Raw genomic sequence first — 20308 nt, 5'->3', positions numbered from 1 at the left:
GACTGCCTCATTTCTCTGATTCAGAGGAAAGAGAGCAATCGAAGTAGGGTGGAACCACGGGTAATCAAGCACTCGTCCCTTTGCGGGATGCGTGCTTTTTTTGCGTTCATCCCGCCTGCTATGCCAACTTTCTCAGGAGGGAAATCCATGTCTATCCAAGTTACTTTTCCAGACGGCGCGGTACGAGAGTACGCGGCTGGAACAACAATCGAAGAAGTAGCCGGCTCGATCAGCCCGGGTCTTCGCAAGAATGCAATCGCAGGTAAAATCAACGGCAAGGTCGTTGACGTATATTCGCCGATCGAGTCCGATGCGGCGATCGAGATCGTTACCGTTGAATCGGCCGACGGCCTTGAAGTGTACCGTCACAGTACGGCTCATCTGATGGCACAAGCCATCAAACGCCTGTATGGCAACGCAAACGTGAAGCTTGGCATCGGTCCGGTAATCGAGGATGGCTTCTATTACGATATCGATATGGACCAGTCTCTGACTCCGGAAGATCTGACCAAGATCGAAAAGGAAATGCAGCGCATCGTTAACGAAAATCTTGACATTCGCCGCCGCGTTGTCAGCCGAGAAGAAGCGCTTGCGATTTTCACCGAGCTTGACGATAACCTGAAGCTTGAGCTGATCCGCGATCTGCCTGAGGATTCGGTTATTACGATGTATGACCAAGGCGAATTCTTTGACCTTTGCCGCGGACCGCATCTGCCCTCCACAGGCCGTATCAAAGCATTTAAGCTTCTTAGCGTAGCCGGCGCTTACTGGCGCGGCGACTCGAAGAACAAGATGCTGCAGCGCATTTACGGAACGGCTTTCGCGAAGAAAGCCGAGCTGGACGAGCATCTGCACTTCCTGGAGGAAGCGAAGAAGCGTGACCACCGGAAGCTTGGCAAAGAGTTGAAAATGTTCACGTTCTCCCGCGAGGTGGGTCAAGGCTTGCCGCTGTGGCTGCCGAACGGCGCAAAGGTTCGCCGTACGCTGGAGCGCTATATCGTTGACCTCGAGGAGCGTCTTGGCTACGAGCATGTTTATACGCCGGTTCTCGCTAACGTCGAGCTTTACAAAATCTCCGGACACTGGGAGCATTACAGCGAGGATATGTTCCCGCTCATGGCGCTTGATAACGAAGAGCTTGTTCTTCGTCCGATGAACTGCCCGCATCACATGATGGTCTACAAGAGCGATATGAGAAGCTACCGCGATTTGCCGGTTCGCATTGCCGAAATGGGTACCATGCACCGCTATGAGATGTCCGGCGCTTTGACGGGTCTGCACCGCGTACGCGCGATGACGCTGAATGACGCGCATATTTTCTGCCGTCCGGATCAGATTAAGGAAGAATTCGCGCGCGTGGTTAACCTGATCCGCAAAGTTTATGAGGACTTCGGCATCAAGGAATACCGTTTCCGCTTGTCGTACCGTGATCCGCAGGATACGGAGAAGTACTTCCAGAACGACGAGATGTGGGAAATGTCGCAGCGTATGCTGCGCGAGGTAGTCGAAGAGCTTGGCCTGCCATTCTTCGAAGCGGAAGGCGAAGCGGCGTTCTACGGTCCCAAGCTTGACGTTCAGATCAAGACGGCGCTTGGCAAGGAAGAGACTTTGTCGACGGCTCAGCTCGATTTCCTGCTGCCTGACCGCTTCGAGCTTGAATATATCGGCGAGGACGGCAAGAAGCATCGTCCGGTCGTTATCCACCGCGGTATCATCAGTACAATGGAACGGATGACTGCCTTCCTGCTCGAGAATTTTGCGGGCGCATTGCCGCTCTGGCTGTCGCCGGTTCAAGCGAAGGTTATTCCGGTATCCACGGCTTACGAAGCTTACGCGCGCGAAGTGGAAGAGAAGCTGCAGCTGGCCGGTATCCGCGTAGAGAGCGATCTGCGCAACGAGAAGCTGGGTTACAAGATCCGCGAAGCGCAGCTGGAGAAGCTGCCGTATATGCTTGTCGTAGGCGACAACGAAGCGCAATCGGGCTCCGTCTCGGTACGCAAGCGCGGCGAAGGCGACATCGGCGCCAAGCCTGTAGCGGAGCTGATTGAGATGCTGCAAAACGAAATCGCAACAAAAACAATCTAAGTTTCATGCATAAAGCTTGGACCGTTTGGGAAATATTCTTCTGAGGAGGAAGCTGCCCAAATGGTCACAAGCTTTTTTACTTGTACAAAAACAATTTCAGGCCTGGCGATAGCCGCCATGCTGACAGGCGGAGTTGCCGCTCCGAGCCTTGCTGCAGCACCTGCGGCCAAGCAGGAAATTCATGAAGCAACAAAGAAAAACAAGGACGGCAATGCAGCGGTTGAAGCCATTGCAGAGCAGGCTCTGTCAACCGTTCAAGTCGTAGCTACCGGTTATACGGCTGGTTACGAATCGACCGGAAAACGTCCGGGGCATCCGCAATACGGAATCACTTATTCCGGAGTAAAAGTCAGAAGGGGGCAAGTGTCGACCGTTGCGGCGGATACAAAGCTGTTCCCGATCGGTACGCTGCTCTATATTCCGGGCTATGGCTACGGCGTAGTGGCGGATACCGGCTCGGCCATCAAAGGCCACAGGCTCGACTTATACTTTGAGACGATAAAAGATGTATATAAGCAGTGGGGGAAAAGAACGGTCGATGTCCAGGTGCTTCGCAAAGGCAACGGCAAGCTTTCCCAGTCCTGGCTGAACCAAATTAACCGCGCGGTAGAGGCGGGAAAACCGATTCCGCAGACCTATCTGGAGTCATGATCCCCCGCTTTCGCACCTGCATAATAAGCCTTCCCGCAGCCATACTAAGGTTGAACGGGGAGGTGAATGACTACCATGGCTAAGAACAAAAACAACAAAGCTCAAAACAATAAGTTCAATGCTGAATTCGCTGAAGAGTTCAATAACCAAAATGCTACAGCTGGTAAAACAGCTAACCAAGCCACTCAAAAAGCACAAAAATAATGACTTAAAACAATCAACAAGAGGGACCGTCCCTGGTTCCTCTTTTTTTCTTGAATGCGCTCCGCAAGGACGGCGATCAAGCAGCTTGACTTGAAAATATTGTTTTTGTCAAATTTTCTAATGTTACATAAATTGAGTTTTCAAGAACGAATCTTTGTTGTATGATTAGGTATGTAACAAATAATCACGCAATGAAGACAGGTGAGTTGACATGACCGATCCAATTATCCATACGAATCATTCTTCGACCCATCATCGCAAAGCGGCTGAGGTGCTGCCCTTTATTGATGCGTACGTAGCGAAGAAGGAGCAGGAAATCGCAGAAATCGAGCAAATGGTTGAACGTTACGAGAAGCGGCGTCTGAAGGAAGAACGTGCTTACCAATCCATGTCCACGTTGCGCCGGTTATTGTCAGGCCGGAAGCCGGATCATCATTTGGCCGTTGAGTACATTCATTTCGTTAAAAAACCGATGGAGCAGGTTCGCGCGCTTCGGCTAGAGATCGAGCATGCAAGATCTATTCAGGTCTCGTCGCCTACAGATATCGTAACGGTCTCCGGAGATTTGGTTAATGAACTATATCGATAATACTTATCCTATAAATAAACGGCGTTCCCCTTCGGAGGAACGCCGTTATTTTTCTAATAACCTTATTTTCTTGTGATGTGGTCAACGTCGATAAAGTCGTTCTCCTGGCTGTAGGCAGGGACGCCATGGATTCCGACATCAAGGCCCACCAGCTCTTCGTCTTTGGAGACGCGAACCGGCATCGCTTTGCGGATCAGCCATAATACGGCCCACGTAAGGCCAAACCCCCAAATCGCGATAACGACAAGTCCAAGGGCTTGGGCGCCAAGCAGGTTCCAGCCGCCGCCGTATAGCAGACCGTAATAGCCTTTTCCGACGCCTTCGGTAAGCTCCGGAATCGCGCATAATCCGACGGCCAGGGTACCGATGCTGCCGCTAATGCCATGCACGGCGAAGGCTCCGACCGGATCGTCGATTTGTTTGCGCTCCATGTATTCCGTCACCAGAACCATCGCAATCCCGCAGATAGAGCCGATCCAGATGGCCGCGCCGTCGGAGACAAAGGCGCAACCCGCCGTAATCCCGACCAGGCCGGCGAGAGAGCCGTTAATAACCATCGGCGGATCCGCTTTGCGGTAACGGAACATCGTAAAGAGAATGCAGATGGCGCCGCCCGATGCCGCGGACAGCATGGTCGTTACGGCGATGTGGCCGATTGCCGCGTTCGTTGCGCTAAGCGTACTGCCGGCATTAAAGCCAAACCAACCGAACCAGAGAATAAAAGCGCCAACCGAAGCGAGCGGCAGGTTGGAGGGGGATACGATGTTTACTTTGCCGTCAGGCGAAAATTTGCCGATCCGCGGACCGATAAACAAGGTTGCGGCAAGTGCCGCGAATCCGCCAAGAGCGTGGATTGCCGCCGATCCGGCAAAATCGATCATGCCAAGCTTGCCTAACCAGCCGTTCACCGCCCATACCCAATGCCCGGACAACGGGTAGATCAGACCGGTCATGGCAATGGTGAGCAGAATATAAGCACGGAAGTGGATCCGTTCCGCAACAGCTCCGGATACGATGGAAATAACGGCAATTACAAAGGCGCATTGGAACAGCCAGTAGGTTTCGTGGGAAATATTCAGACTAATATGAGACAAGTCTCCGTTAAGCATGAAACCGGATGAGCCGAACAAGCCGCCGATGTCTTTGCCATACATGATGGCAAAACCGAAGAAGTAAAAGACAAGTGCACCAAATACAATGTCAACAAATACCTTCATAATAATGCTAACCGCATTCTTCTGCCGGACAAAGCCGGCCTCAAGCAGGGCAAATCCGCCTTCCATCAGCAAAATCATTGCTGCTGTCAAGACAACCCATATGGTATCCAGCCCTCTCGACAGTTCTGCTACATCCATTGATTCAACTCCCGTTGTTCATAGTCGTTATTGATGTAAGGTTTCTCTGTCTCTATGAATCCGCTCACCATTATAAATAGCCGAAGTAAGAAATGTCAACGTATTAGCGTGATGTTTTATAACGCAGCCTAACTTTTTTTTACAGAATTTCATAGATTGGAAGCGAAGGGCTGGCAGCTGATCTTACAATCTGTTTTGGACTCCGTCTCGAGACCGATGCCAAGTTCAATCGGCCGTCCCTTTATATCGCTTCTTTCATTAGCTATACTAAGTAGCAATAAGACATTCTGAAGTACAGGCAGGGAGTTGACTAAATTGAACGGTAGCTTTCTAAACCGGCTGTTATCGGGTCTTGTCATCATTTCCGTTGGCGTATTCTTCTTATTGAAGCAACTGGGCATGATTGATTACGACATTAGTATTGGCGAGATTGTCTCCAATTATTGGCCGGTCGTGCTGCTCTGGATCGGATTGCACGGACTGCTTGCGGGCCGTCAGGGTCACGGCTCGGGCTGGTGGGCAGGGATGATGATTATACTCGGCTTTTTGTTCCTCGGTCATAACCTGGAGTGGTTCGCCTGGTCGTTCAGCGATATCATTTCCTATGCATGGCCGGTCATCATCATCCTGATAGGCATTAACTTCTTGCGTCGTCCGAGGCACCGTCACCCAGAACCGCCGCAATACGATGACGAGTGGAAGTCGTACAATGCTTATACCGATTACAAAGGCGAAGTGCCGTCGGCGCCTCCGCTTCATCCGGACCCTACGAAGCCGGACGGCATGGACGGAGGGAATAAATCCGGCAGCGAAGGAGACGCGTCTGCCTTTGCCGAAAGGAACGAACGCGGCGAGCCGGCCGGGAACTACCGCGAAGAACCGCTCCATCGCATGAGACATCATGACATGAAACAGCAGTGGCGCCGGCAGCTTCACGAGCAAAAGCGTCATATCCGGGAGCATAAGCATCAGGTAAGAGAGCATATACGCGAGCATCGCCAGCGGGCGAAGCACGGCTCATTTGAATATTGGAATCACGATCCGCATGCGCAATCCAGATCGGGGTTTATCGGAGATATTCATATCGGCCAGGATTATTGGGAGCTGAAGCCGCTTAATATCTCGCATTTTATAGGCGATACCATTGTGGATTTAACGAAAGCGCAAATCCCGTTCGGGGAGACGAAGATTTGCATCTCTTCCTTTATAGGCGACGTCAAAGTCTATGTGCCGAACGATTACGAGGTAGGCGTACAGGTCGTCTCGAGCGCTTTTGTGGGCGACGTGAAGATTTTGGGCCAGAAGGAAGGCGGAATGTTCAAGAGCATCCATATCCATTCCCCTTACTATGAGGAGACGGATAAAAAAATCAAACTCGTCGTTAGCACGTTCGTCGGCGATGTTCGTGTGACGAAGGTGGGATAGACGGTTATGATCGTTCGATTGTTCCGCGGCGGCAAATGGCAGCTGCTCACGATGTTTGTGGCTTCTTCCGTAACCGCGCTGCTGCTTGGAATCGCCGTGTGGGTAGGATTGGCAGACGGAGACAATGTTCAGACGGAAGTGCGCTATGGCGCAGCGTCCGTCTTTCTGCTTGTCAGCGCGGGCTTCGGGTACTGGACGGGCCAGCATATTCAGAGGCGGATCGATACGCTTCAGCTTGCGCTTAAGCAAGCGGTAAACGGGAATTTCCAGGTCCGGATTACGGAATCCGGCGACTCCTCTTTTTCGGAGCTGTACCGCGAATTTAACGATCTTGCCGAGCTGATGGAGGAGAGAATGAAGCGTCTCCAGATGACCGGGGAAGAGCAGGTGATGTCGCAAGCGGCGTCTAATGAAGCTGCCGTTCAGGAGGAACGCAAACGGCTGGCCCGGGATTTGCACGACACGGTCAGCCAGCAGCTTTTTGCCATGCACATGTGCGCTTCTTCGCTGCCGAAGCTCCAGGAAATCGACCGGGAACGGGCAGCTTCCGTCTTGGATCAGCTTATTCAGATGTCAACGCTCGCTCAGAAGCAGATGCGGATCTTTATCGCGCAGCTGCGGCCGATGGAGCTGGAAGGGCGCACGCTTTTGGAGGCGCTTGATAAATGGTTTCCGGATTACTGCCGGCAGAACGGTCTGCAGGGGGTATTCGACTGGCGGTTGACTGAGCCGCTTACGGAAGCCAAGGAGCATCAGCTGTTCCTGATCGTTCAAGAGGCGATGGCGAATGTCGTTAAGCATTCCGGTGCGCAGAGCTGCTCGCTAAGTCTGACGGAGAATGAGCGGCAGGTTGTGCTTAGTCTGCAGGACGATGGAGCGGGCTTCCGGGCGGATCAAGTAAGACGAGGTTCATACGGGTTGTCGACGATGCAGGAACGGGCCCAGCAGCTGGGCGGTCTGGCGGAGATTATAAGCAAGCCGGGCAGCGGCACGCGAGTAAAGGTTACGATACCGAAAATGTGGCGGAGGAATGAAAACGATGACCGGGACTAATACGTTAAAAGTTATGATTGTGGATGACCATGACATGGTGAGAACAGGCTTGCGCACGTATTTAATGCTGGAGCCCAAATTTGAGGTCGTAGCGGAAGCGGGTAGCGGTCAGGCCGCGATTTCGATGCTGGAGGCGGGTTTGCCTTCCGGCATTCCGGATGTTATCCTGATGGACTTGATGATGCCGGGCATGGACGGCATTGAGACGACCAGGCAGCTGATTGCCAATTATCCGAATCTGAAGATTATCATGCTTACAAGCTTCCTGGAGGACGACAAGGTGTACGGGGCCATTGAAGCGGGAGCAGTCAGCTATGTTCTTAAGACCGTATCGGCGGAGGAACTGATCTATGCGCTGCATGGGGCGGTCAAGGGCATGCCGGTGATGACGGCGGATGTATCGCAAGCGCTGACGAGAGGCCTGCGCCAGCGTACGGCCCAGTCGGGCGACGAGGAATTGACGGAGCGGGAGAAGGAAGTGCTTCTGCTAATTGCGGAAGGACGCTCCAACAAAGAGATTGGCGAAGAGCTTCATATCAGCGTCAAAACCGTCAAAACCCATGTCAGCAATCTGCTTATGAAGTGCGAACTGGAGGACAGAACGCAGCTGGCGGTGCTCGCTCATCGCAAAGGCTGGGTAAAAAACACATAAAGGGCTTATTGGCGGGGCATATTATCCTTTAGCGGTTATATAAGCAAGAGATGCCAAAGGAGAGCTGAACTGTCATGATTCCACTATCCTCATCGCTGGAAGCCCGTCAGCAAGCATTTACCGACTCCAGAGACTGGCTGGAGCAGCAGCAATTCTCGCTTGGGGGCAACTGGGACTATACAAACGGTTCCTTCGACCGGGCGTTGGATGAAGAGAATAAGGTGTGGCTTCGACTGCCGTTTCAAGTAACGAACGGCAGCGTGGTGGACGTAAACGCGGATACGAATGCCGTCATTACGTTTGCGCAGCCCTATGTGCTCAGGCATGAATACCAGGAGGGCAATGATCCGGAGGCAAGCGCCCGCGTAGTAGGAGCATTATTCGACCAGTTCCAGGCGCCATCCGATCCGGATGCCCATGTCGACCAGAAGTGGGTAGGCAAGGCGAAGGAAGTTCTAAAAGAGGTCGAAAGATTGTTCCCCCAATAGAATATCGCACGCCAAACTCTCTATTGAGAAATGGGGAGTTTGGTAGAGTCAAACGAAAAGTGCATAGAAATAACGTCGGCAGACGTTTTTTTTATGTTCGTTTTAATTCATTTTAAGTTTGTTTTAAGGTAGAATGTGCATGATAGGAATACAGGAATTAAGCGCCGATGAATGAAAGATTCGGCTGCTTTAACGGAATAGATCAAGGAGGAGAACGGAAATGGACGATCAGAACAAAAAATACGACGATTTCTTTCAGAATCGTGCTAATGGTGATGATGACAACAATCCGCGCGAAGAAGACAACACGGCATCAACGGCTGAAGGATCGGAAGCTCCGGGTAAAACGTCCTACTATTATTCATACGGGCCTTTCAAATCATCCGCGCAAGACGATAACGGAGCGAGCGTTCCTTCCCGGTCTAATCCTCAGGATTATTACGAGGCGTCATCCGGCGACAACGAGCCTGAGCTGGAACAGCCTAAGGTAGAGGTAACGCCTCCGGTGCCGATGAGACCCTTTACTTATAACCAGCAATCCGGCAAAAGCAATTGGCAGAACCGTGAGCCTCGCAAGAAGAGCCCGATTAAAGGAATGTTCGTTTCTTTCCTCGCCGGCGTTGTGGTGGTAGGCGGCTTGATGGGCGGCCTGATGTACGCTTCGGATACGAATAACTGGTTTACGAGCAACTCGGTATTTTCCTCGAAGCAGGACAGCACGGCTAACGCGGGCTCGGGCTCAACGGCATCCGGTACGACAAGCGGCAACGGCGGCGCGTCCGTAGCGGCGGCAAGACCGGATAACATTGCTTCGCTGTTTGAGAAAGCGAGCCCTGCGGTAGTGAAAATCGAGACATATGTGAAGCCGCAAACACGCAGCAGCGGCGGCGGCAGCATTTTGGACGATCCGTTCTTCCGTCAGTTCTTTGGCGAGGATGCGCCGGATGCGAATCAGCCGCAGGACAATAACAAGAATGACGATAACAACCTGCAGGCGGCGGGAATCGGTACAGGCTTCTTCTTTGAATCCGACGGTTACATTCTAACGAACCAGCACGTTGTTGCGGATTCCGATAAAATCGAAGTGACGGTACAAGGCTACGACAAGCCGTTCACGGCTGAACTTCTGGGCTCCAGCTTTGATCTGGACCTTGCCGTACTGAAGGTTACGGGCGAAAAAGCATTCCCTACACTGCCGCTTGGCAGCTCGGATAAGATCAACATCGGCGACTGGGTTGTTGCGATCGGCAACCCGTACGGATTCGACCATACCGTAACCGTAGGCGTGCTGAGCGCGAAGGAGCGCCCAATCGATATTCAGGATACGGACGGTACGCGCGAATACAAACACTTGCTTCAAACCGATGCTTCCATTAACCCTGGCAACTCCGGCGGTCCTCTTCTGAATGTGAATGGCGAGGTTGTCGGTATCAACACCGCGGTCAGCTCGCAGGCGCAAGGCATTGGCTTTGCGATTCCGACAAGCACTATCCAGGAAGTTCTGGATACGCTCAAAAACAACAAGGAAGTACCGAAAGAGCCGGTTCCGTTCATCGGCGCAGAGCTTGGCGACGTAACGGATGCCATTGCGAAGCAGCTTGGCATGGATAAAGCGCAAGGCTCGATTGTCAGCAACGTTTATTACAACTCTCCGGCCTACATTGCCGATCTGAAGCAATTCGACGTTATCGTAGGTATTGACGGCAAATCGTTTGACGGCACGCAGGCGCTTATTGACGAAATCAAAAAACGCAAGGTTGGCGATAAAGCCGTACTGAACATTATCCGCAGAGGCGAGAAGATGGATCTGCAAGTCGAGATTGGCGACAAAAACAAATTTAATGCCGAGTAAGAAGGTAAAGCAAGCGCAGAGGAAAGTCTCTGCGCTTCTTTTCTAGACAAAGATGATAAGTGATACAAGGGGAGAATAGAGAATGAGACAACACATCATGGTCGTAGACGACGACGAGAAAATCACTTCGTTGCTCAGAAGAAGCCTTGCATTTGAGGGTTATGAGGTAACGACGGCAAGCAACGGGATGGAAGGCTTGAAGCTTCTTTTAACAGCGGATCCGGACATGCTTATACTCGATGTCATGATGCCGCAGGTAGACGGCTGGGAAGTATGCCGCCGCGTGCGGGAGGGCGGAAGCGCCGTGCCTATTCTTATGCTGACGGCGAAAGACGATATTTCGGACCGGGTCAAGGGATTGGATGCGGGCGCGGACGATTATTTGATCAAGCCATTTGCGCTGGAGGAGCTTCTGGCCAGAGTGCGTGCTTTGCTGCGCCGCAAATCGGACAAGATTGACGAGTCCAGCAGCAACAAAATTGTGTTTGAGGATCTGGCATTGGATCTGGATTCCCGCGAAGCTATCCGCTCCGGCAGAAGAATCGAGCTGACCGCAAAGGAATACGATTTGCTGCTCTTATTTATGCAGAATCCGCGCCGCGTATTGACGAGAGATGCCATTATGGAGAAGATCTGGGGCTATGATTTCAGCGGCGAGTCCAATGTACTCGAAGTGTACATCGCGATGCTCCGCCAGAAGCTGGAGGAAGGCGGGACCAAGCGGATTATCCAGACCGTGCGCGGAACCGGCTATGTACTGCGGGGAGAGGGTTGATTTCACATGACGATCAGGCTTCGTCTGACTTTATGGTTTTCCGGCATTCTTGCGGCAGCACTTATCGTGTTATGCGTGGCGATTTATTTTTTCGTAAACATGAATACGTACGCTGATACGAAGACACAGCTACGGGATCAGGCTGATTCCTATGACATCGTGAAGTACGAAAACGGATTAAATCAGATTGACCTGAACATTAAGAGAAATTCCCCGTTTTACGAGAAAGATTTTTACGTGCAATTAGTCAACTATAAGGAAGGCGTCATAAAAACCTCCGGTGAGCTTCAAATAAACGGAATTAAGTTCCCGATCCCGGAAGCGAAGACCAATCCGGATTATGGCTATAAAAAAGCGGTTTTGAATACAAATGCGGGCGAAGTTGCGTTTCTAATCTATCAAAAACCAATTCCCAATAATACGGACGGGTCGTTAATTGGCCTGCTTCAAGTTGGCACTGTTGTAGCCAGCGAAGAGAACTACCTGGCCGGACTTCGGGTTATTCTTATATTGTCCTCTTTGATATGCCTTATAATTGCCTTTACTGTTGGTCTCTTTATGGCGCGCAAAGCTCTTCAGCCAATCGAACGGGTCGTCCACGCCACCGAAAAAATCCATAGCGGTTCCGATCTGAGCGTGCGGATTCCGATTGAAGGTCCAAAGGATGAGATCGGCCATTTGGTCTATACCCTGAATATTATGCTATCCCGCATCGAAATGGCGTATAACGGACTGGACGAATCGTATAAAGCGCAGCGAAGATTTGTCTCGGATGCCTCCCATGAGCTGCGTACTCCCCTGACGACGATTCGCGGGAATATCGAATTGCTGCAGCGGATGTGGTCGAAGACGCTTGAACCGGATGAAGCGGGAGATATTGTGCTGGCACTGGATGCCCAGCGCTATGAGCTGTCAAACGAAGCGATGCAGGATATTGCGGCGGAGGCGCGGCGGATGTCCACTCTCGTTAATGACCTTCTTGCTCTGGCAAGAGCGGATGCGGGTTACGAGATGGAGAAAACAACGCAGCCTATGCTTCCGATTGTGGAGGAAGTAGGCCGGAGAGCGGGGCTGCTGCCTCGCAATGCGGAATGGCGGATTGGGGATTTGACCGCGCTGGACGGTTTCCAGGTATACGGTAATGCCGATTACTTGCAGCAGCTTTTGTTTATCTTCATTGAGAATGCATTCAAATACACGCCAAGCGGCTGGATCGAGATGTCGGCGACGCGCCGGGAGAACCAGCTTGGCATTATTATCAAAGATACCGGAATCGGCATGAATCCGAACGAGGTTCCCCATATCTTCGACCGGTTCTACCGGGCGGACGAATCGCGCGGCAAGACCGTTGGCACAGGGCTTGGCCTGTCCATCGCCAAATGGATTATCGATGAGCACCGCGGCTCGATCGAGGTCACGACGATGGAGGAAGAAGGGTCCACGTTTGTCATTTGGCTGCCAATAGACTTTTCCGCCCAGCCTGCTTCGTTTATAATAGAAGGAACCGATCGAATCGAAGACTAACCTTCGTTATTCAGAAAGCAGGTGCAACAAGTGGAGATTGTTAAAATATCGCCGCGCGGCTATTGCTATGGCGTTGTGGATGCCATGGTGCTCGCGCTGCAAACCGCCAAAAACCTGGACCTTCCGCGTCCGATTTATATTCTTGGCATGATTGTTCATAATGCGCATGTGACCGAGGCTTTCGAGCAAGAGGGCGTTATTACGCTTGATGGCGAGAACCGTCTGGAAATTTTGGAGCAGGTGGAGAGAGGTACGGTTATCTTTACGGCCCACGGCGTCTCCCCCGAGGTTCGCAACCGGGCGCGTGAGAAAGGCCTGACCATTGTGGACGCGACCTGCCCGGACGTAACCAAAACGCATGATCTGATCCGGGAGAAAGTCGCCGAGGATTATCATATTATTTATATCGGCAAAAAAGGCCATCCGGAGCCGGAAGGCGCGATTGGCGTAGCGCCGGACCGCGTTCACCTGATTGAGCGAGTTGAGGATATTTCCAAGCTTGACGTGCCTGAAGGCCGTATTATCATTACGAATCAGACGACGATGTCGCAATGGGATATCCGTCATATTATGAGCAAGCTTCTGGAGACGTATCCGAAGGCGGAGATTCATAACGAAATCTGCCTGGCTACGCAAGTACGCCAGGAAGCGGTAGCGGAGCAAGCCGGACAGGCGCAGCTGTGCATCGTTGTTGGCGATCCGCGCAGCAATAACTCCAACCGTCTGGCGCAGGTATCCCAGGAGATCGCGGGTGTGCCGGCTTATCGGGTATCCGACGTGTCGGAGATTGAGCAGGAGTGGCTTAAGGGCATCGAACGCGTTGCCGTAACCTCAGGCGCGTCTACTCCAACTCCGATAACAAAAGAAGTTATCGCATATTTGGAGCAATACGACCATAACGATCCTTCCACGTGGGAGATCAAGCGTACGGTCAACAAGAACAAGCTCCTCCCAACAATTCGTACCAAATCGGCTTCCGGCGCAGCTGAAGCTTAATAGAAGATCGAGTCAATGCGGTGCTCCTTTGCACCGCATTTATTTTTTTAAGCTAGTCCGGTTGCGGCTACTTCCATGGTATAGCTAAGCCTTAACGATACGCGGCATCGGAAGGATGTCCGCTCTGCTCCAAAAGTGGAGCTTAACACTGCCGCGTATCGTTAAGGGTAGAACTAGGCGTCAAGCTGAGTAGAGTCAAGTTATCCTAACATCGTCAACGAATGATGTGACGATCTTATTATGTGACAGTAAGTGCGGATCGACCTGGAGAAGGTTTGAAGGCCCAGTTTCCCCGGACTCTTAGGTTGAGTTTTTTATTGTTTTTTGTCAATCAAGCGGTTGCGGCGGAGGAAGTGAATGTTCTGGAGAAGCGGAGGTTATGCTTACGAAGTAGCTTTCCTTTGGAAAGCTTGTAGTTCGCCTTGTGAGATAGATTCCAACCTCGGAATAGTTAATTAAGGGAATCTATCGAGCACAGCGATCGTAAGAATATTCACTTCCGTAGCTGCTAAGCAGCTGATCTAAGAAAATAATATTTGACGAATCAAGAGTCCATATTGTATATTTGCTTTAACAAGTAAAAGCATAAAAGCCACAAAGCATAAAAGCGTATAAGCGTTGAAGTGGAAAAGGAGAGATGGACATGATCGTTATTACTAGCCCGCATATTGCTGAAGAGCGTATTCAAGAAATTGTGAACCATATCGAGAGAGCTGGCGTGCAAGCCCATGTATCGAGAGGAACCGACCGGACGGTTATCGGAATTATCGGCAAGGCAGAGCCAACGCTTGCCGAGCATCTTCGCCAAATGAAAGGCGTAGAGAACGTGATCAAGATTTCGAAGTCCTACAAGCTGGCGAGCCGTGACTTTCATCCGGACGACACAGTCATCGATATTAAAGGCGTTAAGATCGGCGGCGACAACCTCGTTATTATGGGCGGTCCTTGCGCGGTTGAATCGCCGGAGCAGATCGATGAGATCGCACGTCTTGTCAAAGCCGCCGGCGGACAGGTGCTCCGCGGCGGTGCGTTCAAGCCTCGCACGGGTCCATACAGCTTCCAAGGCGTTGGAGTGGAAGGTCTGGTCATGATGGCGGAAGCGGGCAAGAAGCATGGCCTGCTCACGATTACGGAGGTTATGACACCAGAGTATGTGGACGTATGCGCCGAATATGCCGATATCCTTCAAGTCGGAACGCGCAACATGCAGAACTTCGACCTGCTCCGCAAGCTTGGCACCATTCAGACTCCGGTGTTATTGAAGCGCGGGTTCAGCGCAACGTATGACGAATTCCTGAACGCGGCGGAATACATCCTCGCAGGCGGCAATCCGAATGTTATGTTATGCGAGCGCGGAATCCGAACGTTCGAAACTTACACAAGAAACACGCTGGACTTGTCCGCGATCCCGGTTCTGCAAGGGCTTAGCCATCTGCCGGTCATCTCGGACCCTAGCCACGGTACAGGACGCCGCGAATTGGTAGAGCCGATGTCCAAAGCCTCCGTTGCGGCAGGGGCGAACGGTCTGATTGTGGAAATGCACACAGATCCGGATAATTCGATGACAGGTGACGGCGTACAATCCTTGTTCCCAGACCAATTCGCTAATTTATTAAAGGATTTAGAAAAGCTGGCGCCAATCGTCGGCAAGCAATTTAACACTCCGAAAGAACCAGCAGCCGCTTTCGCGGAATGGAAAATTTAAGCCAGTTCTGAAATGCGAAAAGCCGGGAAGCCTTGATACATAAGGCTTCCCGGCTTTTCTGATCGAATGTAAAGGCCTAATTGTGAACAAATGTTTAAACTTGTAAGTATACCTCACATATGAATAAAAAATACCTTACATAAGTATTGACGATGCCAAACCGTAGTTTTATAATTACCTCATAGTTTAGCACGAAAATTGAACGATAACAGTTCAACACTAAGCAAATGTTCGGAAATGGAGGAAATATCTGATGTCAGTTCAAAATGTTTTGAACACAATTCAAGAAAACAACATCCAGTTTGTAGATTTCCGTTTTGTGGATCTCGCTGGTCGCGCGCACCACATTACTCTTCCTGCTACAGAAGTTGACGCTGATACTTTCGTAAACGGAGTAGCATTCGACGGTTCCTCGATCCCAGGTTTCCGCGGTATCGAAGAGTCCGACATGGTAATGATGCCGGATACTGAAGCAGTATTCGTTGATCCTTTCACAGATCATCCTACACTGAACATTATGTGTAACATCCATACACCGGACGGCGAGCGTTACGAGCGTGACCCACGCAGCATCGCTCAAAAAGCGGAAGAATACCTGCAAACGACTGGTATCGGTACTACTGCATTCTTCGCTCCTGAGTCCGAATTCTTCATCTTTGACGAAGTTCGCTACGAAAGCACAATGAACTCTTCTTCCTTCTACGTGGATTCCGAAGAAGCAGGTTGGAACACGAACCGTAAAGAAGAAGGCGGCAACCTTGGCTTTAAAGTTCCTGTAAAAGGCGGCTACGTGCCAGTTGCTCCAGTTGACCAACAACAAGACATCCGCAGCGAAATGGTTCGCCTGATGCAAGAAGTTGGCCTTCGCGTTGAGCGTCATCACCACGAAGTTGCAACTGCCGGTCAAGCAGAAATCAACTTCCGCTTCAGCACTTTGACTAAGACAGCTGACAACCTCATGCTGTACAAATATATCGTTCACAACACAGCTCGCCAATACGGCAAAGTGGCTACTTTCATGCCAAAACCGCTGTTCGGCGACAACGGTTCCGGTATGCACGTTCACTCCTCGATCTTCGACGGCGACACTCCGCTGTTCTATGAAAAAGGCGCTTACGGCAACCTGAGCCAGCTGGCTATGCATTACATCGGCGGTATTCTGCACCACGCACCAGCTCTGATCGCTTTGACGAACCCTTCGACAAACTCGTTCAAACGTCTGGTTCCTGGTTACGAAGCTCCGGTTAACCTCGTATTCTCGAAAGGTAACCGTTCCGCTGCCGTACGTATTCCTATCGCATCGGTAACGCCAAAAGGCTGCCGTATCGAGTTCCGTACTCCGGACTCCACGGCTAACCCTTACCTGGCATTCGCGGCTATGCTGCTTGCTGGTCTGGACGGCATCAAGCGTAAACTGGATCCAGTTGCTCTGGGCTACGGACCATTCGACAAAAACATTTACGAACTGCCAGAAGAAGAGAAGAAAGAAATCCGCAGCGTACCTGGTACGCTCGACGAAGCGCTTGACGCTCTTGAAGCGGATTCCGAATTCTTGACTGAAGGTGGCGTATTTACGGAAGAGTTCATCGCTAACTATGTTGCCGTTAAACGCAGCGAAGCTAAAGCGGTATCGATCCGTATTCATCCACACGAGTACAGCCTCTATTTCGGCTGCTAATTCGAAACGCACTTATTCAAGCGGGCTCCCTTGGCGGGAGTCCGCTTTTCTTTTGTCGAATTGTGCAACCGCAAGCGGTTCATACATAGGTCTTTCGCCTAGCCGTGTACGGTATAACGTGATGCCGGTTATGTCGAAGGCTGTCTGATACTGCAGAAAGGGGCTGGAGAGCTCCTCAAGCTTTCCGGCTGAGCATGGTTCGGTAGCGGAATATTTCCTTGCTAAGGTCACGTGAGGCCGGTAAGGACGGGTCTCCGGCGTATAGCCAATACCCGAATGAAGCGATTGGCCAAGCGCTTGATGAAGCCGAAGCAGTTCATCGGGCAGCCGCTTTAAGCCAAGCCATAAGACGGAGGGGCGTTCCTCGCGGCCAAAGCTGCCAAGCTTCGACAACTCCAAAGAGAAGGACAATGAGCGGGAAACGGCTTCCCGCATCGCCGCCTGTATGGCGGGAATGGAAGAAACGGGCGTGTCTCCGATAAAATGAAGCGTGATATGGAGGTCCCGGGGATCCACCCATTTCTGAAAAGAGAGCCGATTCTGCCAATCGGGCAAATGGCTAACGATTTGTCCGGTAATGTTTGCTGGAATGGATATTGCGGTGAAAATCCGAATATTTTCTGCCATGTGAATAATCTCCGTTCGACTTTTTGTCACTAACATTATGTAAATGTACTTGAAGAGAGCCGGTAAAATTGCTATCATAATCAATATCATGTGAGATGTTTAACAAAAACAAAAGGTGGGTAACGGAAATGAAACGAGCCTATAATTTCAATGCAGGACCGGCCGCTTTACCGCTTGAGGTGCTGCAGCAGGCGCAAGAGCAATTTGTCGAATATCAGGGCGCGGGGATGTCCATCATGGAAATGTCCCACCGCAGCGCACTTTATGAGCAAGTGAACAACGAATCACAAGCACTCATGCGCGAATTGTTCGGTATTCCGGATAACTATCACGTTCTTTTCCTTCAAGGCGGCGCAAGCCAGCAGTTTGCCATGATTCCAATGAACCTGCTTTCCGCGGGCCGTCCCGGCGCTTACGTCAAGACTGGCGCTTGGGCTGACAAAGCCATCAAGGAAGCGAAGCTGGTCGGCGAGACGGTCATTGCCGCTTCGTCGGAAAACGACAATTTCATGCGTATGCCAAGCATTAATGATTTCGTTGTGCCCGAGAATGCCGCTTACCTTCATTTGACATCCAATGAAACCATCGGAGGCGTACAGTTCCAGGAGTTCCCGACGAACCTTGGCAATGTTCCGCTTGTAGCCGATATGTCCAGCGATATTTTAAGCCGTCCTATTGATATTAGCAAATTTGGTCTTATCTATGCCGGAGCGCAAAAAAATCTCGGTCCATCCGGCGTTACGGTTGTTATCGTACGCGATGACCTTGTTCAAGAAAGCCCGAAAAACATCCCGGCTATCTTCCGTTACGATACCCATGCGAAGAACAAGTCGCTTTACAATACGCCGCCATCCTTCTCGGTATATATGGTTAACCTGGTTTTGAAATGGATCAAAGGCAACGGCGGAGTTGCCGCGATGGAGCAGCTCAACCGCGATAAAACAAAGCTGATTTATGACGCGATCGACCAAAGCAATGGCTACTACGTTGGATGCGCTCATCAAGACAGCCGTTCGCTTATGAACATTACTTTCCGTATGCAAAACGAAGAGCTGGAGAAGCAATTCGTGAAGGAATCGGAGCAACACGGCTTTGTTGGCCTGAAGGGCCACCGCGATGTTGGCGGTCTTCGCGCTTCGACGTACAACGCCGTACCGCACGAGAGCTGCAAAGCGCTTGCTGAATTTATGGCTGATTTCCAGCGCCGTAACGGTTAAGAAATGAACAAAGACCGCCATTTCCGCAAACCGGAAAGGCGGTCTTCCTTGTTAGAGGTGCTTATGCAAGCGACGAATCGGCCATATTAGGGGCGTGAAGCTTGTATCCGACATTGCGGACCGTCATAATGTACTCGGGCGTTCTTGCGTTTTGCTCGATTTTATCTCGAAGATGGCTGATATGAACGTCAACGATTCGCGTATCGCCGAGGAAGTGGTAATCCCACACCCCATGGAGCAGCTGCTGACGGCTTAATACTTTGCCTCTATGCTTGCATAAGAAAAGAAGAAGCTCGAATTCCTTGGGTGTCAGCTCTATGGTGCGGCCATCGATCAGCACTTCACGCTGTTCGGCGCGTACCGTCAATCTGCCGATATCGAACGACGTTGATTCAGCTTGACCCGGAAGGGACTGAATGCGGCGGAATATCGCCTGAATACGGGAGATCAGCTCTTGCGGGCTAAATGGCTTTGTCATGTAATCGTCGGCTCCGTTATCAAGCCCGGCGATTTTGTCCGTAACGTCCTGCAGGGCAGTCAGCATTACGATTGGCACCGCATTGCTCTGTTTGCGCAGCTCACGGCATACTTGAATGCCATCCATCTTCGGAAGCATCAAATCGAGTACGATCAGGTCAGGACGGAATGGCTTTAACATCTCGAATACGGCTTCGCCATCGCTTACGCACCGGACATCATAACCGGCGAGCTTCAAGTTAAATTCGATAAGCATGGAGATGGACGGCTCGTCATCAACGACCAATATTTTCTTTTTCATCGTATCTATTCTCCTTTTGCCTCCTACAAGATGTTTTCATTATGGGGGAAGACATTTATGCGGAGATTAAGAGTACGTTAACCTAATGTAAAAATTGCCTCTTTGGCACTGGTGCGATAACGCAATGTTTCGTGTATAATGACATAGAATGTGAGGTTGGTACAGATATGGCTTTTCATATTGTTTTGGTTGAACCTGAAATTCCTGCTAACACGGGCAATATCGCCCGGACTTGCGCCGCAACAGGCGCGTTTCTTCATCTTGTACGTCCCCTTGGTTTCCAGACCGATGACCGCACTCTTAAGCGCGCCGGACTGGATTATTGGCATGCGGTTCATGTGGAATACCATGATTCCTTCAAGGAGCTGCAGGATGCGAATCCAAACGGCAGATTCTTTTACGCAAGCACAAGAGCTACGAAGGTGTACACGGAGTTTGAATTCCAAGACGGAGATTTCTTCGTGTTCGGCAAGGAAACGAAAGGGCTGCCGCAGGAGCTGATTGACGCGAATCTGGATACTTGCATGCGGATGCCGATGACGGGAGATGTCCGGTCGCTGAACCTTTCCAACTCGGCGGCTATTATTGTGTATGAGGCATTACGCCAGAATAAGTTCCCGGGAATGGACTGAATTTACATAATATTAAGGACTA

19 protein-coding genes are annotated in these 20308 nt (G+C 51.1%); 16 read left to right on the top strand and 3 right to left on the bottom strand.

Annotated elements, in window-relative coordinates; genetic code table 11:
- Positions 1–147 precede the first annotated feature (147 nt).
- The 4 genes from thrS (at position 148) to FHT67_RS17580 (ending at position 3529) form a co-directional block, all read left to right on the top strand.
- Positions 148–2085, top strand: coding sequence for a threonine--tRNA ligase (gene thrS / locus FHT67_RS17590; RefSeq protein WP_167200308.1), 1938 nt, complete (start codon positions 148–150; stop codon positions 2083–2085).
- Positions 2086–2145: 60 nt separating this feature from the next.
- Entirely contained in the window at positions 2146–2736 is a 591-nt protein-coding gene (locus FHT67_RS17585) for a 3D domain-containing protein (RefSeq protein ID WP_132307800.1), read from the top strand.
- A gap of 75 nt (positions 2737–2811) precedes the next feature.
- Entirely contained in the window at positions 2812–2940 is a 129-nt protein-coding gene (locus tag FHT67_RS30375; protein ID WP_279513579.1) for a hypothetical protein, read from the top strand.
- A 211-nt stretch (positions 2941–3151) separates the two neighbouring features.
- On the top strand, positions 3152–3529 hold the full coding sequence (locus FHT67_RS17580; RefSeq protein WP_132307798.1) for a hypothetical protein: 378 nt from the start codon (positions 3152–3154) through the stop codon (positions 3527–3529).
- A gap of 62 nt (positions 3530–3591) precedes the next feature.
- Here the strand turns inward: FHT67_RS17580 and FHT67_RS17575 are convergent, their stop codons facing one another.
- The gene (locus FHT67_RS17575; protein ID WP_132307796.1) at positions 3592–4884 is read right to left on the bottom strand and encodes an ammonium transporter; all 1293 of its coding nucleotides are present in this window, start codon (positions 4882–4884) and stop codon (positions 3592–3594) included.
- Between the two features lie 315 nt (positions 4885–5199).
- Here FHT67_RS17575 and liaF point away from each other — a divergent pair, with 315 nt between their 5' ends.
- The 10 genes from liaF (at position 5200) to glnA (ending at position 17032) form a co-directional block, all read left to right on the top strand.
- Complete coding sequence (gene liaF / locus FHT67_RS17570) at positions 5200–6309, top strand: cell wall-active antibiotics response protein LiaF (protein ID WP_243867278.1); 1110 nt, start codon at positions 5200–5202, stop codon at positions 6307–6309.
- Positions 6310–6315: 6 nt separating this feature from the next.
- Positions 6316–7362, top strand: a complete 1047-nt coding sequence (locus FHT67_RS17565) for a sensor histidine kinase (RefSeq protein WP_132307794.1) — start codon at positions 6316–6318, stop codon at positions 7360–7362.
- Complete coding sequence (locus FHT67_RS17560) at positions 7349–8014, top strand: response regulator (protein WP_167200305.1); 666 nt, start codon at positions 7349–7351, stop codon at positions 8012–8014. The genes FHT67_RS17565 and FHT67_RS17560 overlap by 14 nt, the downstream gene beginning before the upstream one ends.
- A gap of 74 nt (positions 8015–8088) precedes the next feature.
- A complete protein-coding gene (locus FHT67_RS17555) occupies positions 8089–8502 on the top strand; it encodes a YugN-like family protein (RefSeq protein WP_132307790.1) in 414 nt (137 codons plus the stop codon).
- 220 nt (positions 8503–8722) lie between these two features.
- On the top strand, positions 8723–10354 hold the full coding sequence (locus tag FHT67_RS17550; RefSeq protein WP_167200302.1) for a S1C family serine protease: 1632 nt from the start codon (positions 8723–8725) through the stop codon (positions 10352–10354).
- Between the two features lie 82 nt (positions 10355–10436).
- Positions 10437–11129, top strand: coding sequence for a response regulator transcription factor (locus FHT67_RS17545; RefSeq protein WP_132307786.1), 693 nt, complete (start codon positions 10437–10439; stop codon positions 11127–11129).
- Between the two features lie 6 nt (positions 11130–11135).
- The gene (locus FHT67_RS17540) at positions 11136–12653 is read left to right on the top strand and encodes a sensor histidine kinase (protein WP_132307784.1); all 1518 of its coding nucleotides are present in this window, start codon (positions 11136–11138) and stop codon (positions 12651–12653) included.
- A gap of 30 nt (positions 12654–12683) precedes the next feature.
- Positions 12684–13649, top strand: coding sequence for a 4-hydroxy-3-methylbut-2-enyl diphosphate reductase (locus FHT67_RS17535; protein ID WP_167200299.1), 966 nt, complete (start codon positions 12684–12686; stop codon positions 13647–13649).
- A gap of 643 nt (positions 13650–14292) precedes the next feature.
- The gene (aroF, locus tag FHT67_RS17530; RefSeq protein WP_167200296.1) at positions 14293–15354 is read left to right on the top strand and encodes a 3-deoxy-7-phosphoheptulonate synthase; all 1062 of its coding nucleotides are present in this window, start codon (positions 14293–14295) and stop codon (positions 15352–15354) included.
- A 253-nt stretch (positions 15355–15607) separates the two neighbouring features.
- Positions 15608–17032 carry a type I glutamate--ammonia ligase gene (glnA, locus tag FHT67_RS17525; protein WP_132307781.1) on the top strand — a complete coding sequence of 475 codons (1425 nt, stop codon included), beginning with the start codon at positions 15608–15610 and terminating at the stop codon, positions 17030–17032.
- Between the two features lie 12 nt (positions 17033–17044).
- On the opposite strand, the gene thpR is transcribed toward glnA, so the two are convergent.
- Positions 17045–17659 carry an RNA 2',3'-cyclic phosphodiesterase gene (gene thpR, locus FHT67_RS17520; RefSeq protein WP_167200293.1) on the bottom strand — a complete coding sequence of 205 codons (615 nt, stop codon included), beginning with the start codon at positions 17657–17659 and terminating at the stop codon, positions 17045–17047.
- 128 nt (positions 17660–17787) lie between these two features.
- Between thpR and serC the strand changes: the two genes are divergently transcribed.
- Positions 17788–18876 (top strand): 3-phosphoserine/phosphohydroxythreonine transaminase, encoded by a 1089-nt coding sequence (gene serC / locus FHT67_RS17515; protein WP_132307779.1) that lies wholly within the window; start codon positions 17788–17790, stop codon positions 18874–18876.
- Between the two features lie 61 nt (positions 18877–18937).
- Here serC and FHT67_RS17510 read toward each other — a convergent pair whose 3' ends face one another.
- On the bottom strand, positions 18938–19654 hold the full coding sequence (locus FHT67_RS17510) for a response regulator transcription factor (RefSeq protein ID WP_132307778.1): 717 nt from the start codon (positions 19652–19654) through the stop codon (positions 18938–18940).
- Between the two features lie 167 nt (positions 19655–19821).
- On the opposite strand from FHT67_RS17510, the gene trmL reads away from it, so the two are divergent.
- A complete protein-coding gene (gene trmL / locus FHT67_RS17505; protein ID WP_132307777.1) occupies positions 19822–20286 on the top strand; it encodes a tRNA (uridine(34)/cytosine(34)/5-carboxymethylaminomethyluridine(34)-2'-O)-methyltransferase TrmL in 465 nt (154 codons plus the stop codon).
- Positions 20287–20308: the final 22 nt, after the last annotated feature.

Source organism: Paenibacillus sp. BK720, from assembly GCF_011761545.1.
In the GTDB taxonomy this organism is placed as follows: Bacteria; Bacillota; Bacilli; order Paenibacillales; family Paenibacillaceae; genus Pristimantibacillus.
This window is presented reverse-complemented; position numbering and strand designations above follow the sequence as displayed.

Bases quoted from the DNA above. Each gene is read 5' to 3' on its own strand.
- thrS (WP_167200308.1), top strand. From the start codon at position 148: ATGTCTATCCAAGTTACTTTTCCAGACGGCGCGGTACGAGAGTACGCG.
- FHT67_RS17585 (WP_132307800.1), top strand. From the start codon at position 2,146: ATGGTCACAAGCTTTTTTACTTGTACAAAAACAATTTCAGGCCTGGCG.
- FHT67_RS30375 (WP_279513579.1), top strand. From the start codon at position 2,812: ATGGCTAAGAACAAAAACAACAAAGCTCAAAACAATAAGTTCAATGCT.
- FHT67_RS17580 (WP_132307798.1), top strand. From the start codon at position 3,152: ATGACCGATCCAATTATCCATACGAATCATTCTTCGACCCATCATCGC.
- FHT67_RS17575 (WP_132307796.1), bottom strand. From the start codon at position 4,884: ATGGATGTAGCAGAACTGTCGAGAGGGCTGGATACCATATGGGTTGTC.
- FHT67_RS17565 (WP_132307794.1), top strand. From the start codon at position 6,316: ATGATCGTTCGATTGTTCCGCGGCGGCAAATGGCAGCTGCTCACGATG.
- FHT67_RS17560 (WP_167200305.1), top strand. From the start codon at position 7,349: ATGACCGGGACTAATACGTTAAAAGTTATGATTGTGGATGACCATGAC.
- FHT67_RS17555 (WP_132307790.1), top strand. From the start codon at position 8,089: ATGATTCCACTATCCTCATCGCTGGAAGCCCGTCAGCAAGCATTTACC.
- FHT67_RS17550 (WP_167200302.1), top strand. From the start codon at position 8,723: ATGGACGATCAGAACAAAAAATACGACGATTTCTTTCAGAATCGTGCT.
- FHT67_RS17545 (WP_132307786.1), top strand. From the start codon at position 10,437: ATGAGACAACACATCATGGTCGTAGACGACGACGAGAAAATCACTTCG.
- FHT67_RS17540 (WP_132307784.1), top strand. From the start codon at position 11,136: ATGACGATCAGGCTTCGTCTGACTTTATGGTTTTCCGGCATTCTTGCG.
- aroF (WP_167200296.1), top strand. From the start codon at position 14,293: ATGATCGTTATTACTAGCCCGCATATTGCTGAAGAGCGTATTCAAGAA.
- glnA (WP_132307781.1), top strand. From the start codon at position 15,608: ATGTCAGTTCAAAATGTTTTGAACACAATTCAAGAAAACAACATCCAG.
- thpR (WP_167200293.1), bottom strand. From the start codon at position 17,659: ATGGCAGAAAATATTCGGATTTTCACCGCAATATCCATTCCAGCAAAC.
- serC (WP_132307779.1), top strand. From the start codon at position 17,788: ATGAAACGAGCCTATAATTTCAATGCAGGACCGGCCGCTTTACCGCTT.
- FHT67_RS17510 (WP_132307778.1), bottom strand. From the start codon at position 19,654: ATGAAAAAGAAAATATTGGTCGTTGATGACGAGCCGTCCATCTCCATG.
- trmL (WP_132307777.1), top strand. From the start codon at position 19,822: ATGGCTTTTCATATTGTTTTGGTTGAACCTGAAATTCCTGCTAACACG.